Source organism: Microcystis sp. T1-4 (assembly GCF_000297435.1).
Taxonomy (GTDB): Bacteria; Cyanobacteriota; Cyanobacteriia; order Cyanobacteriales; family Microcystaceae; genus Microcystis.
In genome coordinates, this window is record NZ_CAIP01000391.1 from 1 (window position 1) to 16,759 (window position 16,759).

A 16,759-nucleotide genomic window follows, 5' to 3' on the forward strand; every position below is an offset into this window, starting at 1 on the left:
ATAAGTAAAATACTCTGGTTTTTGGCTATTATATTAAATTTTAACTCAATTGTATATCTTTTGGTATTAACCAGTTTGTGCCTCAAGTCTTTTCCTGTATTAATTTCAGCTATTTTTGAGCGTAGTTACTTTTATCGAATTTTATTTTAAGTTAATTATTTGCATAACAATTACCGAAGAGCCCCTATTTTTTCATAATTAGGGTTCTCAAGACCCCCCTAGCGGCCACCGAGAAAACCTTCACCAGCTAAGTATTTTTACTTAAGTCTCTGGAGGGGGACAGCTTATGTCTGGACTTCACCCATACATAAATACTATAAAATTAACAAAACCCTTACTGCATGGAGCTTCTAAGAAAAAATTGAAAAGAGACTACTGGGTACATTTTTTACTTGAAAATGGACGTTCGGCGATGCTCAGACGTTCGGCGATGCTCAGTCGAGCCGTCGGGCCGCTGTACCGTTGACTGTAGCTGGAGTAGAGCGATTCCGTAGAGTTGGCTGTATAGTGATCGCTAACCTGATCTTGACAGATAGTGTCATTAATCTCTAGAGTAAGGGATTCCCTCTGTAGCCATGTTTTTGCTGGTTTTCTGCCCCGAAACAAGCTATAATGGTCTAAAGGTCAAATTTGAAAATTTTTGCCTCAAACCCTATCTGGGTAAGAACTTCAGGATTTTGTGTCCAGTAGTTCTTTAGTATTGCATTGCTTTAACTCAGGCTCTGTAAGACTTTTAGCCATAGCTAGTATGTTTATACGGGGTAAGTCGAGATATACTGTCTAATGAAGAATCCCAATTGCTGCCATATATCTTAGCTTCACTCAAGGCACAGTAGAATAAAAACAATCCACAATTCTGTCTTCAAATCGATATCATGCCATGGCACGAAACTATACAATTGACTATATTCGATTAATCTACGCCTTCGGCGTAATCCTGATTCACCTAGAACCATCCTCATTAAATGCAGAAAAGATGACAGCATACTTCGGGATAGGTGCCGTACCCTTTTTTCTGCTCACATCTCTTTACCTATTTCAGTCAAAAGCTGCTAGATTCGATAAAATTAATGTCTGGCGTATTTTAATTCCATATTTCTCTTGGAGCGCTATCTACCTTATATCTCGCACTGTGGAATCCCTGGCAACTCAGACGAGATTAGATTATGATTGGTTCGCAATTATATTCCTTGGAGGAGCAGCGGTTCAGCTTTATTTTCTCCCTCTACTTTTGTGTTTTTTAATAGTAGCGTCAGCAATTTACACTTTGTTTGTAGATCGAGATTGCAAAATTTCAGCTAAGTTTCTAGCTATTTTTTCTATTATATCATTAATTGTTGCTAGTAATTTTTTTAGAGGAACTAGTTATTTAGGTTTTAGTAATGACTTTTTTTCAAGGGCTTTATACTACACTTTTATTTCTCAGTCCGTACTGACTTTGCTACCGCATTTTATGCAAATGAGAAACAAGGTATTTGTTTTTAGTGTTATAAGTGCTTTTGCCTTAATTTTCTTGGGTGTTGAAAAGAAAGGGGTTTCTTCCCTTGCAGTCTCTAGCCTCCTTCTTCCAGTAGCTATTTTGATAGCTTGTTTAATGCGGCCAACTTACAAAGTATCTAAGATTACGAATAGTATTTTAAGTACAACTTATGGAATTTATATCTGTCATCATTTATTTATTGAGATTATTGAGTTCGCTTTTAATAAATTATCTTTAAATTACTCGCCATACTCAATATCTTCAAAATTGATAATTGCTTTTGCTGTCATTATTCTTTCGATTCTTTTTGTTTTATTGATTCGCAGATGGGCAATTTTGGCATTTTTACTTCTTGGTGAAGCAAAGTCAAATAAAACTGGGCAGTCTACCTAACAAATCTAGGTATATTACTATTAGATAAATTGTGAGGATTGGGTTGAGGAGGCTCTTGGTTAGGCGGATAATTATAAATATTTTGCTTGTCAATATTGATATTGCCTTGAGCATAATTGACTATTTTTTGATCCATATTGGTAACATAATGCTGTGAAAAAAATGTTTAATCATACAATATTAACACATCAAAAGGGGAAGGGCGAACGCAGTTCGCCCCTACAATGGCATTTTTTTCGGTTCCGTCGGGGTGCATTGCACGCACCCAAGACATTACATGGTGATATTTTGTTCATTAATATTAATGTCCCTTTGAGAAAAATTAACAATTTTTTCAATGGTTTTGATATAGATTTTTTGTCCAGAGGATTGAGATTGCAAACCCTTAGCAATATTGTTAAGAATATCCTTTAAATTAGGTAAAGGTTCGGCTTCTACAATGTCAACCAACTCGGTTATAATTTGGCTTAATTCGGGACTGGTTTTAGCAACAGATTCAACCTCCAGAATTGCCTGTCCATAATCTAAAGGTTGTTCGGGTGCTTTTTCAATTGCGGTGACAGTATCTGGAGAAACTTGTTTCAGGGAAGTGAGAAATTTTTCTGTTTGTTGCCAAACTTTCTCTCCCACTTTTTCACCAGTTTTCTCTAACGCTTTAGTGGCAATAATCGAACCAACTGCGATCGCTGCTCCTGTAAGAGGGTCGATAGATAAAATCGGGGTGATGAGGGTTGAGTTTATTATATTATTGGGTTTTGATTTTTTCCCACAATATAGGGATTTTAGAGATTGCTTCAGTGGTAAATTCCTGTACTGCTAAAGTAAACTTGTGGTTAAGGGAGCATTCATGATTCAGTCCTCATTGTAGCTTTCATAATTTTATTCTGCCCTATTTTTCTTAATCAATCACAGTCCATGACACAATCACAGCAATCACAGTCAAGACGGCATGGGAGAGGAAAGATCCGTGTTATTGTAAAAATGGGGATAGATGGGGGGTTTGGTCTTGCAAAATCGGCAAATAGGGATAAAATCAAAACAAGTTAATTTTTTTCCTACCATATCATGTTAACCCCATCGGATAGTAAATTATCTAAGCAGCAGCAGATTCTCTCGGCTGTTTCCGAAGAGGAACAGCTTAAACAGCAACGGATTCAGGAAGTGCTATTGTTAATAGATAGTTTATTCCAAAGAGAGGAAACGACTTTTAGAATTATCATCGACTGTCTTTACGATGTGGGTTCGTTAAATTTAATTAATAAAAAGTTTCATAGTCGTTACTTAAATTTTATTATGAAAGCGATCGCTCGTTTTTCTAAGCCTATGTTCAGAATTTATGCTCTCTATTGGGTGAAGAAAAATAGCCCGAAATTAATTACTAATTGGTTGGCTAGTAAGGTTAAATTCTAGTCAAGTAAGTTAAGTGGTTCTAATTAAATTGAAGATTGATCCCCCCTTGATAAGCCTATCCATTAGTCACATCTTTCTTAACATAAAATTTGACAAAAAGAGAAAAGTGTGCATGATGGCTCAAGGGGTTTCTATGGGGGACTAATTTGATGAGATAGTTTCCAAGTCTGGCTGATATCATGTCACCTTCGGAGTCCCAACCAAATAGTTTTAACACCGGGTTCACCGTCGAAGCCTGAGAGGAGCCAAAGGGTCGCCTTTTCTGCCTAAAAACCCCCAAGAGAAGCAATCATTGCAGTTCTAAACTTTCATGATCAAACCAGAAATAGTTAGGAGTCCGAAAAGTATTTTGGTAGAGAATTTTCTTTTTATTCCGGTCAATATTGGCCGTAGAATCGGAAAGAATCTCCACGATCACATTGGGATATTTACCCTGTTCTCCCCAAACCACCCAACTTTTGCGGGGACGTTTTATCTGTATCTAAGAGGACAAAAAAATCAGGACTACAAAAAAAAATCACGTTTTTTTAGTTGTTCTTCGTGATAGTAGATGGTAAGATTGCCCGAAGTATAGTAATTACTTCTTTCTTGCCATAACCTTTCTAAACAACCGATCAGAATTGTAATTTGTTGCAGATGTAGATCACTTTCCCAAGGCGGTTCATCACTCCATAAATCGGTGGGGGGACAGGTAACTTCCGGTAAAATGTCGAGAGTTGTCATAGTTTTTCCCCGTTACACTAGCTTTATTTAATTATAACTGTTAAGCTGTTAAATATTTAAATTGCTTGTTGAGATGAGGCAAGAGGCAAAACTACGGTCATAAAAAACTAATTTTTGGCTGACTCACGAGTAAAACTGTAGATAATTTGGGTAGCTAATTGTGGTAATTGTGATAAATCTTCATCGGACATTTTTTGACGAGCGAGTTTCATTTGTAATCCTGTCATCGAATCGCCTCCGTCGGAAATTAAAAATTCTAGGCGTTCAATTTCCGACCAATCTTTAATGTCATTTAATATCTTTTCAATAACCAGAAGGTAGGGATGGGAAGGATTTTTATACCAATTACTGCTGACCCCCTGACGAATATCTAAACCTAAATGTACGATCAAAGGGGCGCGATCAAAAAGAGCATTGGCTACCGGTCGGGTTTCTTCTTGGAGAGATAATTGATTAGCGCGACTTAACTGCCGTAATTTCTCTAATTGATGATATCTTTGGGAAATCGACGGCGGATTTTCCCCCCAACTAAGAGCGATGGTAACTAGATAGGTTTGTAAGAATAGATGTCCTAACTTTTCCGCTTTTGTGGCCAGATAATTGGAATTATAATCATTAGCCTCGATCAGCAAAGGTACTCGCTCGACTATTTCCAAACCATAGCCTTTTAATCCGGCAATTTTACGGGGATTATTGGTAATTAAACGAATATTTCTCACCCCCAAATCGTTGAGCATTTGCGCTCCCATGCCGTAATCGCGCAAATCGGCGGGAAATCCTAATCTTTCGTTGGCTTCCACCGTATCTAGTCCCATATCCTGTAAAGAATAGGCTTTTAGCTTATTAATTAAGCCAATTCCCCGTCCTTCCTGTCGCAGGTAAACCACCACCCCCAACCCGTTGTTTTCGATCATTTTTAGGGCAGCTTGTAACTGTTGCCGACAATCGCAACGCAAGGATCCCAAAGCATCCCCGGTCAGACATTCTGAGTGCATTCGTACCATTACAGGTTGATCACCAAAGAGAGCGGGATCCCCTTTCACAATAGCGATGTGTTCGGTTTGATCTAATAAATTTCGGTAAGCATAAAGCTGAAAAGTGCCGAATTGACTAGGAAAATCACAGACCGTTTCCCGATGGACAAAGCGATCATATTTTAAGCGATAACTGATCAGATCGGCAATGCTGATTAACTTTAAATTATGTTGACGAGCGTATTCAAATAGTTGCGGTAAACGGGCCATGGAACCATCGGGATTTTGGATCTCACAGATAACTCCCGCTGGATACAACCCGGCTAATCGAGCTAGATCCACGGCTGCCTCCGTATGACCGGCGCGTTTTAAGACTCCACCGGCTTTAGCACGAATCGGGAAGACATGACCGGGACGGGTGAGATCGTCGGGACGAGTGACCGGATTAATAGCAACTTGCACGGTTTTCGCCCGATCTTCTGCCGAAATGCCAGTTTTAACCCCTAAATGGGGAGCGGCATCGATGCTAACGGTAAAAGCGGTTTGATTGCTATCGGTGTTTTTTGTCACCATCAAAGGCAATTCGAGAGCATCAAGACGCTCTCCTGTCATTGCCAGACAGATTAAACCGCGAGCTTGCACTGCCATGAAGTTAATCATATCGGGGGTGGCAAATTGGGCCGCACAGATTAGATCTCCTTCATTTTCGCGATTCTCATCATCAACTACGACAATGGCACGTCCGGCTTTGATTTCCGCTAAGGCAGTATCGATAGAGTCAAAAGCGATCGAAGTGACAGTCACAGGCATTAAAACGAGGGAATTACTCTTATTCTACAGGTTTGCTCGATCTGCTGAGGGTCAATTTCTGCCAGTTCCCTAGAAAGAAGTCTCCCGGTGAACCTGACGGCTGCCCGGGAGACTTTTAGCTATCTTAAGCTAGAAAATTAGTTCAAACTAGCGGGGGTGATGCTGGCAACTTTGCCACCGAGACGGTTGATCTGTTGCAGGGTGTTATTTAACTGTTCAAAGGGGACGATAACCGCTTTGCTACTGCGACGGACACTGGGATAACCCGGTTTGCTAATAGCGGCAATTTCCACGCGATAGAGCTTACCCACATCACCATAGGCCACACTACCACCAAGAGCTTTACTCGGGGTGTTGCGTTGAGCAGAGGGACGATAGGCCCAACCATCGCTGCCACCGGAGGGACCGACCACTGCCGAAGCACCGTTTTGAGCTAATTCCACCGCTAAACGGGAGGTTTTGCCGGCAATCTGAGAGCGATCGCTGTTGGCATAACCGCGATAGAGTTGGAACATCCGGGTAAATCCCACGGTTTTTTGACCGGGTTGGGTGGCGAAACCGCGATAGTAGGGAACGATGCTATCGCCGAAGTTTTCGGTATATTCGGCGGAATCGATATAGGAGTCGATATCGGCCTCGAATCCTTGGTTTTCGTAAAGATCGAGGTGATAGATCACTTCCGACTCATCGTAGGGAGCGCGACCTAAAAGATGTTTGATATTAAGTTCGATGACCCGGGTTTGGAAGTTACCGTAGAAGAATTTGTTCTTATACAGTTCCGATTTGGCCACGGCGCGGACGAATTCCCGCACGGTGATCGAACCGTTGCAGAGTAAGGATTCGGCACTGGTAAGGCGCTCGGAACGCATGATATAGTCATTGCCTAGCACCTGACGATAGACAGCGCGAATAACTGCCTGTGCGTCATCACGGGACCAATCGGGACGTAATTCCACGGGAGCAACCTCGCTAAAAGCGGTTGTCCCTAAACGGGAAGCTGAGGTAGTAATTGCCACTAAAGTTCTCCTACAAAAAAATGATCGTTTTCTAACCGCTCAAAACTAGGTGAGGATCAGTTCGATTACCTGGCCGTCTTGACGATGGATATAACAAGGTCTGGAAGAACAGGTGATTGCTAACCCTTTTGCTAACAACCTCCTGTCTTTCCAGACCAGCAGTTTTTTCGACTCGGACTAGCTGAGAGCGTTGATCGCGTAGTCGATATAGGAGTTGGCTTCTACCGCGGGGTCGCCACTTAAACCATGGTTGGCTTTGATGTATTTGAGAGCTTCGATGTACCAGCTAGGAGACAGGTCGAAGGTGCGGTTGATTTCGTCGATACCAGCGATAAGGTACTCGTCCATCGGACCGGTTCCACCAGCAACTAAGCAGTAGGTCACCATGCGGAGGTAGTAACCGATGTCACGAGCGCATTTGTCTTTACCGCGTTGGTCTGCAGCAAAGTTAGCACCTTGCATTTGGGTGGTGTAGGGGTACTTGTTGTACACAGCTTGAGCAGCACCGGAGATCAAAGAACTAGCTTTTTCGGTTAAAGCTTTAGCGGCGGTGAGGCTGGCAGAAGCTTGACGAAAACGACCGAAAGCAACTTGGATTTCGGTGCTGCTTAAGAAACGGCCTTGAGAATCAGCGGCTGCTACGGCTTCGGTAAGGGGGGTTTTCATTGTTTGGTATCTCCCAATAATCTTGCAATAAGTTTCCTACGGTTTAATTAAGACTAGCCCCAAGGACTAGGCGACAGCAGCGGCGGCGCGGTCGAAGTAGCTGGCAATTTCAGACATTAAAGCACTGCAATCGCCGAGGGTGACACCGTTGCGATCGTTAGCAATGGATAAAGCAGCTTCTTTCATTTTGCTTACGCCAGCAGCTACGGAAGCTCCTGGTACTCCTAAAGCTACATAGGTTTCGCGAAGACCATTTAAGCAACGATCATCGAGAACACTGCCGTCGCCAGCGAAGGTAGCGTAGGTGACATAGCGCAAGATGATTTCCATGTCGCGTAAGCAAGCGGCCATACGACGGCTGGTGTAGGCATTACCACCGGGGGTGATCAGTTGCGGCTGTTCAGCGAACAGGCTACGAGCGGCGTTGGCAACGATGGTGGAAGCGTTACTGGTGATCCGGTTAACAGAGTCCATGCGTTTGTTGCTGTCGGCAACCATGGCGCTCAGAGCGTCTAGTTGGGAAGAGCTTAAATATTCGCCGCGAGCATCAGCTTGGGATACTACCCGGGTGAATGCGTCAAACATTGTGACAATCTCCTAAATTTAAATGGGATTTGGTTGCAATTAAAAGGTTTTCCCTCTTAAGGGATTTCACGGTCAGCCTGGACTAGCCTTGACCGCGATTGTTGCGATTTACTTCAAGAAACCTGAAAAAACTTCATGGCTCTCTCATAAATCACCTAAGGAGGTTAAACAAGTATCCAGCTTAACTTTTGTCTGTTATCTTGGCCCCTCAAATTAAATTTATACACTGCTGTCGAAACTTTGTTTGTTACATCTTATTAAGTTTTTTGCTGTCTTTTTGTAACAGTCACTTAACAATGACTCGATCGAGTTGGTCATCGATTCCTGACATTGCTCAAAGCCTCTCACCGTCGAGAAATCAGAGACAGCAAGGCTTTAAGGGTATAAAGGCCAGCAAGATAAAAAATTTAAGTTTTTTTTAATATTTCCCCGCTTTCCCTTCCCCTATTACCCAAGGATCGCCCTTTCCAGCCCTGAAATACGATGAAGTTTTGTAAAGAAGGGTGTGGGAAGTGGGGAGGTGGGGAGGTGGGGAGGTGGGAATTATGAATTATGAAGTGGGGAGGTGGGGAATTATGAATTATGAATTATGAATTATGAATTATGAATTATGAAGTGGGGAGGTGGGGAAGTGGGAATTATGAATTATGAATTATGAAGTGGGGAGGTGGGGAAGTGGGGAAGTGGGGGAATTTCAACTAAAACCCTAAAACCCTAAAACCCTAAAACCCTAACACTCTAACACCCTATTTCCTGCCTCCTGACTCCTGACTCCTGCCTCCTGTGTCTCCTGAAGTTAAACTAGAAACCAGTGATCAAAAAATCTAGCCGTCCGAACCCGATGATTTCCTCCATTCCCGTTCCTAATAGCTTAAATGGCGCTGAAATTCGCCTTGCTATTCGTTGCCTGCAGCCGCAATTAGTCCACTGGCGCCGACAAATACACCAAAAACCAGAACTAGGCTTTCAAGAACACCTTACCGCTTCCTTAATCAGTCAAACCCTGACTAAATACGGAATTGACCATCAAACCGGCATCGCCGGCACCGGAATTGTCGCCATTATCGAAGGCAGTCAACCGGGGCCAGTTTTAGCCCTGCGGGCAGATATGGATGCACTACCGATCGCCGAAGAAAACCAAGTCCCCTATCGTTCCCAACATCCGGGCCAAATGCACGCCTGTGGTCACGATGGTCACACAGCCATCGCCCTCGGCACAGCAGTTTACCTAGCACAAAACCGTCACGATGTCAAGGGGACTGTAAAAATTATTTTCCAACCCGCCGAAGAGGGGCCGGGGGGGGCGAAACCGATGATCGAAGCGGGAGTGCTGAAAAATCCCGACGTGGAGGGAATTATCGGGTTGCATCTCTGGAATAATCTGCCCTTAGGGACAGTGGGCGTGAAAAATGGGCCTTTAATGGCGGCGGTGGAATGTTTCGATCTCCAGATTCAAGGCCGGGGCGGCCACGGGGCAATTCCCCATCAAACCGTCGATTCAATACTGGTGGCGGCCCAAATCGTCAACGCCTTGCAAACCATCGTCGCCCGCAATCTTAACCCCCTCGATGCCGCCGTGGTGACTGTGGGTAAATTAGCGGCGGGAACCGCTAGAAACGTGATCGCCGATAGTGCTAATCTCAGTGGGACAGTGCGCTATTTCAATCCCCAGTTAGGGGGCTATTTCCGACAACGGATGCAAGAAATTATCGCGGGCATCTGTCAAAGTCAGGGGGCTAGTTATCAATTCGATTACTGGCAATTGTATCCCCCGGTAATCAATCATGATCAGATGGCGGAATTAGTACGCTCAATCGCCGCACAAGTGGTGGAAACCCCGGCCGGAATCGTTCCCGAGTGTCAAACCCTGGGAGGGGAAGATATGTCCTTCTTTTTACAAGAAGTACCGGGCTGTTATTTCTTCTTGGGGTCCGCCAATCCCGAATTAGGATTAGCCTATCCCCACCATCATCCTCGCTTTGATTTCGATGAATCGGTGTTGGGCATGGGAGTGGAGATTTTTGTCCGTTGCGTCGAAAAATTCGGCAATTCTAAGACTTTCTAGCAATCGGTTCAAGGTGAACAGTTTTTGTCAAACCCGAAACCGCTAAACTGATCACTGAATCAGACAGGTAAAAAAACCCATGAACAATAATACCCACGAAAACGATGCCCAACGGGTGAAAATCCTCAGCGAAGCCCTACCCTATATACAAGAATTTCGCGGTCGCACCGTAGTGGTTAAATACGGTGGCGCGGCCATGAATAACAGCGCTATCAAAGACACGGTCATGCGAGATATCGTTTTTCTCTCCTGTGTGGGGGTTCGTCCCGTTATTGTCCACGGCGGCGGTCCGGAAATCAACAGTTGGCTGGATAAATTAGGCATTGAACCCCAATTTAAAGACGGTTTACGCGTCACCGATGCCGACACCATGGATGTGGTAGAAATGGTGCTGGTGGGGCGCGTCAATAAAGAAATTGTTGCCCTGATCAATCAAGCCGGCGGTAAAGCGGTAGGATTATGCGGTAAGGATGGTAATCTGATCACTGCCCGTCCCGTGGGTAAAGAGGGCATTGGTTTTGTGGGAGAAGTGAGCAGTGTCGATACTAGCCTCGTCGAATCCTTGGTCAATAGTGGCTATATTCCCGTGATTTCCAGTGTGGCCGCCGATGAAACTGGCCAAGCTCATAATATCAATGCCGATACGGTAGCCGGAGAAATAGCGGCGGCTTTAGGGGCAGCTAAACTAATTTTGATGACCGATACAGCTGGAATTTTAGAGAATTACAAAGACCCTTCCACCTTATTGGCTAAATTGGATATCCAACAGGCCCGGGAGTTGATTCAAAAAGGCATCGTTGCCGGCGGGATGATTCCCAAAGTTGGCTGCTGTGTGCGATCGCTGGCCCAGGGAGTTCAGGCCGCTCATATTATCGATGGTCGTCTTCCCCACGCCCTTTTACTGGAAATTTTCACCGATCTAGGCATCGGTTCCATGATTGTGGCCTCCGGTTATACTAATCTATAGTAGTAATTACCGTACTTTTGCTCAAAAAGACTTGCCTAAAACCAGAGATATGGTGTACAAGTAAGTTAATAAATGCGCTTCTCACTCCTTTGTAATGGCAAAAGTCTTAGAAGTTAGTTTAGTCGGGAAGCGCAAAATCTGAAGTTTTCATAGCAATTGAATTTATGACCAAACAAGCTGTAGCTCACCCGATGGTGAAGTTTCAACGCAAGGTTAGCAAGTGGATAGATGCAAAAGTAGTCAAACCTAGCGATAGTATCTGGAAACTGGCTCTCTTATACGGAGATGAGTGGGGATACTGGAAGCAAGAGTTGCTCGATTTCGGTTTCTCCATGCAAGACCCTCTCAGCGAAGTGGTAGCGGTAGAAGCTTGGGACGAAGAATAGGCGACCATCGACTCAAAAGCGGCTTTCTACTAGGACTATCGCCATGGGATCGAATCCGATTATCCTTTCCGCTCTGGTTATTTTATCCTTCAGTGCCAGTTGTTCTCCCCGGACCGAAACCCAAGCACCGCCACCAACGGCCCGTACTACTACCGTCAACGTCACCACGGCTACACCAGCAACCATCGAACGCAATCTCGACTACACGGGAACCACCCGACCTTTAAAAGTCGTTTCTTTGCGATCGCAAGCCACTGGTCAGTTACTCAATCTCCTTGTCGATGTGGGAGATGAGGTGCAATTAGGACAAATCCTCGCCCGTGTTGATGATCGTCTCCTCGCCACCGTTGTCCGGCAAGAAAAAGCCGCCCTGTCGGCCCTAGAAGCGGAATTAGCCCGGGCGAGAATTGAAGTCAGTAACGCTGAAATTGAAGTGGAGCGCCTACAACTACAATACCAACAGGCCAAAAATGATGCTGATCGCCTGCAAAAATTAGCCCTAGAAGGGGCGATTCCCCTGCAACAGGGCGAAACAGCCCAAACTACAGCTGCAGTGGCTTTAAAAGCCGTTAATAGCGCGCGATCAAGAATTAAAGTCGAGGAGCAGGTAGTGGCCGCAATTATCGGCAGAATTGCCGCCCAAAAATCGGTCATCGCTCAGGAACAACAACGTCAGGCCTACGCTATTCTTAAATCACCGGCGACGGGGATAGTTATCGAAAAACTGAAAGAGCTGGGGGATTTAGTCAGTATCGGCGATGAAGTCCTCAAAATTGGCGATTTTCAACAGGTCAAGGTGGTAGTATTATTATCAGAATTGGATTTAAAAACGATTAATTTAGGACAAACGGTTAATGTCAGCCTTGATGCTTTCGGTAAGAGAAAATTTTCCGGTCGCATCACCAGGATTTTTCCCCTCAGCCAAGGCACGGCCCGGCGGATTCCCGTGGAGATTACTCTACCCAATGGAGATGGTTTAATCAAAGGGGGATTATTAGCCCGGGTACGGTTTAATAATAATTCTGCCCCTCAGGTGATTGTTCCGGAAACGGCAATTGTCGGTCAAGGGGAGTCCGCGGCAATTTTCGTCCTTTCCGAGTCTAACTCGCAAGTAGAAAAACGGCCTGTTCGTCTCGGTCAAGCGCTTGACGGTCAAGTAGAAATTATCACTGGACTCGAACCGGGGGAGCGTTTCGTGGTCAATAGTAGTAAACCTTTGCAAAATGGGGAAAAAGTCCGCGTCAGTATCCTAAGTAATTCTTGAGCAAACCATTGGAGATACCTTTGAAGAGGTTCAGGAAAATATTAAAGAAGCGATGGAACTTTACCTTGAAGTTTTGCAAGAACGCAGGGAAACCATTCCAGAACCCACAACTAAAGTCGGATTGGTGGGAGTGGCCGCAGGAGGGTTCTTGCCCACTACCGAAAAAAGGGCGACCCAATCAGCTACGATTGACAGGGCAATCGCACGGGTTTTCTTGCTCTTTTTCTTATCTATTCCTTAGGACTAGCTATCATTGCCGGAACTCTAACCTATTTTTTAGTTTTTCCGTCAGGAGTGAACCAGGATAACATTAAAATCATGACACAAGTGAGTCAAGCTTGACAGTATGATATCAATGGTAATAATCTGGAGAAACTTCTTGTTAATAATGATAATTAGACCATCTCCCTTGATCTTTATGGTCAATTATTGCCAGAAATAAGCCAAATAAAATAATTTTTTCCCATCCCCTTGCATATTTTCTCGAGCGAGGGGCTTTTCGGTCCCCAAAATCCTTACAATAGGAGATGAAGATAGCCTGAAAAGTTGGAGAATATGAATTATCTCATTGCCGTGTTAGCTGATCGCATAGAAGCAGAAGAAGCTGCCGTTGCCCTCGAAAAAGCGGGAATTCCCCAATCTCAAGTGACCATTCTCGGTCGAGGCTATAAAAGTGCCGATGAGTTCGGTTTGATCGATCCCTTCCAGCAGGCCAAAAAACGGGCTACTCTCATGGCTTTTTGGCTAATTCCCTTCGGTTTTGCCGGGGGCTACCTTTTTAACCTGATTACGGGATTGCATACCTTTGATTGGGCCGGAGAACCGGGCAATCATATCGTCGGCGGCATTGCTGGGGCGATTGGGGGGGCGATGGGCAGTATTTTCGTCGGTGGTGGCGTGGGTTTATCGTCCGGCAGTGGCGATGCACTTCCCTATCGCAATCGTCTCGGTGCGGGAAAATATATTATTGTCGTGCAGGGTTCGGAAAACCTGAAAAATCAAGCGACTCTTATCCTCCGCCAATTTAACCCCGAAAATCTGCAAGGATACGCCCTAGAACAGTGAACGGTTATTAGGAATAGGTTATCGGTCATCTGATTTTTTCCTAAGAATTTTTGATTAATTACCAGAAAACAATGTTACCAAGAGAAGAATTACTAAAGGGTGTTGAAAACCGCGAGGACATAGCGAAAGTTATTGATAAAGCCGAACAAGCGATTAAGACTTGGGAAGTGACGGTGACAGACTTTCTTTCTCCTGCGGTTTTGGCGGAAGTAGAACGAGTTTTTCAGCGTTTAACTGATGTATCAATGCAAAAATGGGGCGGTTATCCCCAAGCGGAAAGACAGCGCCTCGGTATTGCTAGAGTTGATTTACCTTTGGCAGTAACAGATATTCCCCTATCTGCCCTTGATATTGCCGGTAATTTTCTGTTTGATACCGCTAACCATCGGGATTTTTTAGGGGCGATGTTGGGGACGGGGATTGTTCGGGAAAAAGTCGGCGATATAATCGTTTTAGGTGAGCGAGGAGCGCAGGCAATTGTAGTGCCTGAATTGGCAGATTTTTTATCTGCTAATTTACTACAAGTGCGTTCGGTTCCCGTGAAAACTAGCCCGATTCCTTTGACGGAATTAAAAGTTAGACCACCGCAAAAAAAAGAAATTAATACTGTGGAAGCTTCCTTACGTTTGGATGCGATCGCATCGGCGGGTTTTGGCATTTCTCGCAGTAAAATGGCCGAAGCAATTAGCGCCGGGGATGTGCGAGTTAACTGGAAAGATATCAGTCAATCTAGTTATAACGTTAAAACCGGTGATTTGATTTCTTTTCGGGGAAAAGGTCGTTTAGAAGTGGGTGAGGTGACTGTGACAAAAAAAGAGCGCTATCGGGTTCATTTAACTAGATTTATTTAGTTTTTTCTGTCTCTAGAATTTGTTATTAGACAGATTAATTGCCATGGCTGAGAATTTCGCCTTAATCGTGCAACTGTGTCAAGTTAGTCCCATCGGTAAACTATTACCGGGGGCGCTTTATGTTCATCAAGAAGCATTACAGCAACTGGATCCTATCCTTCAGGATTACGAACAACAAGCAAGAATTAATCAGCATTTATCTGAGGCAACAATAATTAAATTTAGCACCGATAAACCGAAAATATCCTATCTTTTTTATCCCGATTTTGATCGGGAACCTCACCCAGTTTTAACTAAAAGTTTAGTGGTAGATATGGGGACATTAATCTTAAGTGAATGGAATTATCAAAATGCTGATAATCCGCCCATTTTACACCGAAAAGAAACTTTTGTTACTAGGGACTATCCTCTTTATGAAGAATTCGAGCATCTTACAAAAATCGAGAGTGCTTTAGGACTTTTAAATAGTTCTTATCCCATCGGTACTAAACAGGAATGGCAACGGCTTTTAAGAAAGCATCACCTTGATTTTGCAGGAGATTATTTAGTTTGTAATCTAGAGGGACAAAGGGAAAAATCGATAATAATTGATCGCCACAAAGCCGCTCTTGTTCGCAAAACCCTTTCTCGTCCAGCAAGATTAGCATTAGCGGCGGGATTATTTCTTCCTGAAACCACTTTTTTTGATTACGGTTGTGGTTATGGAGGTGATATAGAACGCATAGCTGAACAGGGTTATCAAAGTGAAGGTTGGGATCCGTATTATCGTCCCGATAGTCCTTTAATTGAATCTGATATTGTTAATTTAGGCTATGTAATTAATGTTATTGAATCCGCGGAAGAACGACAGGAAGCTTTATTAACAGCTTGGCAATTAACCCGTCAAGTTTTAATCGTTTCGGCACAGATTTTAATTGATGATAGCGAACGGGGTCTAATGGCTTATGAAGATGGAATTATAACCCGTCGAAATACCTTTCAAAAATACTATCAACAGGAAGAACTAAAACAGTATATTGATAATACTTTGGGGGTTGATTCTATTCCGATAACTTTGGGAGTTTATCTAGTTTTTCGAGAGGAAGAGAAAGCGGAAGCTTTTCGTTTATCCAGATGTCGTTCCCGCACTACCACTCCTAAAATTAAAACCCATCTCAAACGCTTTGAAGATTACGAAGATTTATTAACTCCCCTAATGGAATTTTACACCCAGCAGGGACGTTTACCCGTTGCAGGAGAATTATTGCAAGAGGAGGAAATTAAGGCAGAATTTGGCACTTTTAGACGCGCTTTTCAAGTGATTCTACAAGTAACAGAAGCGGAAGAATGGGAGATAATTGCCGACAAAAGACGCGCCGATCTTTTACTTTATTTAGCTTTAAGTCAATTTAGCCACTGTCCGAAAGTACGGGAATTATCCCCCGCTACCCGTGCCGATTTTAAAGCTTTATTTGGCAGTTATCGCAATGCTTGCGCTTTAGCAGAAGAAGTGTTAATAAGTGCGGGAAATCTGCCAGCGATCGCTCGTGCTTGTGAAAATAGTTCCCTAGGCAAACTTTCCCGTTATTCCCTAACTATTCATATTAGCATTCTGGAAAAATTACCGATGTTATTACGCTTATATGAAGGTTGTGCTAGTCAAACTATCGGACGGTTAGAAAATGCTAACGTTGTTCGTTTATCTTTTCGTCAACCCAAAATTTCCTATCTCTATTACCCCAATTTTGATACAGAAATTCATCCGATTTTAGCTACTAGCATGGATGTATATTTAGGTTCGGCTGATTTTAGTTTTCGCGATTACCAGGATAGTCCTAATCCGCCAATTCTACACGAAAAAGAGCTTTTAGTAATGGCGGATTATCCTAACTATGATAAATTGGTTCGCTTAACTCAATTAGAAAAGGATTGGGGATTGTTAGAAGATAGAAAAGCGATCGAACGTTTACAGGGTTGGCAAAAATGTTTAGAGGAGAATTGTGCTACAATCAAAGGCTATCAGATCCTGTGGCGAAAAGATGCTGATCCCTATAAAGTGAGGATTTTACGCGCTAAAATTAACGCCAGAAGAAATCAAAATAAGTCTTCCTGAGTAATTAAGTAA

Annotated in this window: 15 protein-coding genes and 1 pseudogene; 10 read left to right on the forward strand and 6 right to left on the reverse strand. The window is 43.6% G+C overall.

The features are described 5' to 3' along the window. The first annotated feature begins 880 nt into the window (after positions 1–880). Positions 881–1,873: an acyltransferase family protein gene (locus MICAI_RS17860; RefSeq protein WP_039900489.1), complete on the forward strand. Its 993-nt coding sequence runs from the start codon at positions 881–883 to the stop codon at positions 1,871–1,873. A gap of 273 nt (positions 1,874–2,146) precedes the next feature. Here MICAI_RS17860 and MICAI_RS17865 read toward each other — a convergent pair whose 3' ends face one another. Further along, positions 2,147–2,581, reverse strand: coding sequence for a hypothetical protein (locus MICAI_RS17865; RefSeq protein WP_039900490.1), 435 nt, complete (start codon positions 2,579–2,581; stop codon positions 2,147–2,149). Positions 2,582–2,938: 357 nt separating this feature from the next. On the opposite strand from MICAI_RS17865, the gene MICAI_RS17870 reads away from it, so the two are divergent. After that, entirely contained in the window at positions 2,939–3,283 is a 345-nt protein-coding gene (locus MICAI_RS17870; RefSeq protein WP_008205503.1) for a hypothetical protein, read from the forward strand. Positions 3,284–3,575: 292 nt separating this feature from the next. Here MICAI_RS17870 and MICAI_RS17875 read toward each other — a convergent pair. The 5 genes and pseudogenes from MICAI_RS17875 to MICAI_RS17895 all read right to left on the reverse strand — a co-directional run. Then, a pseudogene (locus MICAI_RS17875) lies at positions 3,576–4,006 on the reverse strand (Uma2 family endonuclease); the annotation flags it as partial. Positions 4,007–4,113: 107 nt separating this feature from the next. Then, a complete protein-coding gene (gene ribBA / locus MICAI_RS17880; protein WP_008205506.1) occupies positions 4,114–5,790 on the reverse strand; it encodes a bifunctional 3,4-dihydroxy-2-butanone-4-phosphate synthase/GTP cyclohydrolase II in 1,677 nt (558 codons plus the stop codon). 137 nt (positions 5,791–5,927) lie between these two features. Next, entirely contained in the window at positions 5,928–6,806 is an 879-nt protein-coding gene (locus tag MICAI_RS17885; RefSeq protein WP_008205507.1) for a phycobilisome linker polypeptide, read from the reverse strand. Between the two features lie 177 nt (positions 6,807–6,983). Continuing rightward, positions 6,984–7,472, reverse strand: a complete 489-nt coding sequence (gene cpcA / locus MICAI_RS17890; protein ID WP_008205508.1) for a phycocyanin subunit alpha — start codon at positions 7,470–7,472, stop codon at positions 6,984–6,986. 66 nt (positions 7,473–7,538) lie between these two features. Beyond that, positions 7,539–8,057, reverse strand: coding sequence for a phycocyanin subunit beta (locus MICAI_RS17895; RefSeq protein ID WP_008205509.1), 519 nt, complete (start codon positions 8,055–8,057; stop codon positions 7,539–7,541). 841 nt (positions 8,058–8,898) lie between these two features. On the opposite strand from MICAI_RS17895, the gene MICAI_RS17900 reads away from it, so the two are divergent. From MICAI_RS17900 to MICAI_RS17935, 8 genes are all read left to right on the forward strand, one after another. Then, the gene (locus tag MICAI_RS17900) at positions 8,899–10,122 is read left to right on the forward strand and encodes a M20 metallopeptidase family protein (RefSeq protein ID WP_008205510.1); all 1,224 of its coding nucleotides are present in this window, start codon (positions 8,899–8,901) and stop codon (positions 10,120–10,122) included. 79 nt (positions 10,123–10,201) lie between these two features. Next, positions 10,202–11,089, forward strand: coding sequence for an acetylglutamate kinase (gene argB, locus MICAI_RS17905; protein WP_008205511.1), 888 nt, complete (start codon positions 10,202–10,204; stop codon positions 11,087–11,089). 164 nt (positions 11,090–11,253) lie between these two features. Continuing rightward, complete coding sequence (locus MICAI_RS17910; protein WP_002759020.1) at positions 11,254–11,475, forward strand: DUF4327 family protein; 222 nt, start codon at positions 11,254–11,256, stop codon at positions 11,473–11,475. 43 nt (positions 11,476–11,518) lie between these two features. Beyond that, positions 11,519–12,739: an efflux RND transporter periplasmic adaptor subunit gene (locus tag MICAI_RS17915; RefSeq protein ID WP_008205512.1), complete on the forward strand. Its 1,221-nt coding sequence runs from the start codon at positions 11,519–11,521 to the stop codon at positions 12,737–12,739. Positions 12,740–12,791: 52 nt separating this feature from the next. Next, a complete protein-coding gene (locus tag MICAI_RS27315) occupies positions 12,792–12,980 on the forward strand; it encodes a hypothetical protein (protein ID WP_008205513.1) in 189 nt (62 codons plus the stop codon). A 314-nt stretch (positions 12,981–13,294) separates the two neighbouring features. Continuing rightward, positions 13,295–13,804, forward strand: a complete 510-nt coding sequence (locus MICAI_RS17925) for a hypothetical protein (protein ID WP_002796683.1) — start codon at positions 13,295–13,297, stop codon at positions 13,802–13,804. Positions 13,805–13,875: 71 nt separating this feature from the next. Then, positions 13,876–14,655, forward strand: coding sequence for a photosystem II S4 domain protein (locus MICAI_RS17930; protein WP_008205514.1), 780 nt, complete (start codon positions 13,876–13,878; stop codon positions 14,653–14,655). Between the two features lie 43 nt (positions 14,656–14,698). After that, on the forward strand, positions 14,699–16,747 hold the full coding sequence (locus MICAI_RS17935; RefSeq protein ID WP_008205517.1) for a DNA phosphorothioation-associated putative methyltransferase: 2,049 nt from the start codon (positions 14,699–14,701) through the stop codon (positions 16,745–16,747). The last annotated feature ends 12 nt before the right edge of the window (positions 16,748–16,759 follow it).

What these genes read in the sequence shown, in the direction of transcription:
- MICAI_RS17860 (WP_039900489.1), top strand. Translation starts at nt 881, where the DNA reads ATGGCACGAAACTATACAATTGACTATATTCGATTAATCTACGCCTTC.
- MICAI_RS17870 (WP_008205503.1), top strand. Translation starts at nt 2,939, where the DNA reads ATGTTAACCCCATCGGATAGTAAATTATCTAAGCAGCAGCAGATTCTC.
- ribBA (WP_008205506.1), bottom strand. Translation starts at nt 5,790, where the DNA reads ATGCCTGTGACTGTCACTTCGATCGCTTTTGACTCTATCGATACTGCC.
- cpcA (WP_008205508.1), bottom strand. Translation starts at nt 7,472, where the DNA reads ATGAAAACCCCCCTTACCGAAGCCGTAGCAGCCGCTGATTCTCAAGGC.
- MICAI_RS17895 (WP_008205509.1), bottom strand. Translation starts at nt 8,057, where the DNA reads ATGTTTGACGCATTCACCCGGGTAGTATCCCAAGCTGATGCTCGCGGC.
- MICAI_RS17900 (WP_008205510.1), top strand. Translation starts at nt 8,899, where the DNA reads ATGATTTCCTCCATTCCCGTTCCTAATAGCTTAAATGGCGCTGAAATT.
- argB (WP_008205511.1), top strand. Translation starts at nt 10,202, where the DNA reads ATGAACAATAATACCCACGAAAACGATGCCCAACGGGTGAAAATCCTC.
- MICAI_RS17910 (WP_002759020.1), top strand. Translation starts at nt 11,254, where the DNA reads ATGACCAAACAAGCTGTAGCTCACCCGATGGTGAAGTTTCAACGCAAG.
- MICAI_RS17915 (WP_008205512.1), top strand. Translation starts at nt 11,519, where the DNA reads ATGGGATCGAATCCGATTATCCTTTCCGCTCTGGTTATTTTATCCTTC.
- MICAI_RS27315 (WP_008205513.1), top strand. Translation starts at nt 12,792, where the DNA reads ATGGAACTTTACCTTGAAGTTTTGCAAGAACGCAGGGAAACCATTCCA.
- MICAI_RS17925 (WP_002796683.1), top strand. Translation starts at nt 13,295, where the DNA reads ATGAATTATCTCATTGCCGTGTTAGCTGATCGCATAGAAGCAGAAGAA.
- MICAI_RS17930 (WP_008205514.1), top strand. Translation starts at nt 13,876, where the DNA reads ATGTTACCAAGAGAAGAATTACTAAAGGGTGTTGAAAACCGCGAGGAC.
- MICAI_RS17935 (WP_008205517.1), top strand. Translation starts at nt 14,699, where the DNA reads ATGGCTGAGAATTTCGCCTTAATCGTGCAACTGTGTCAAGTTAGTCCC.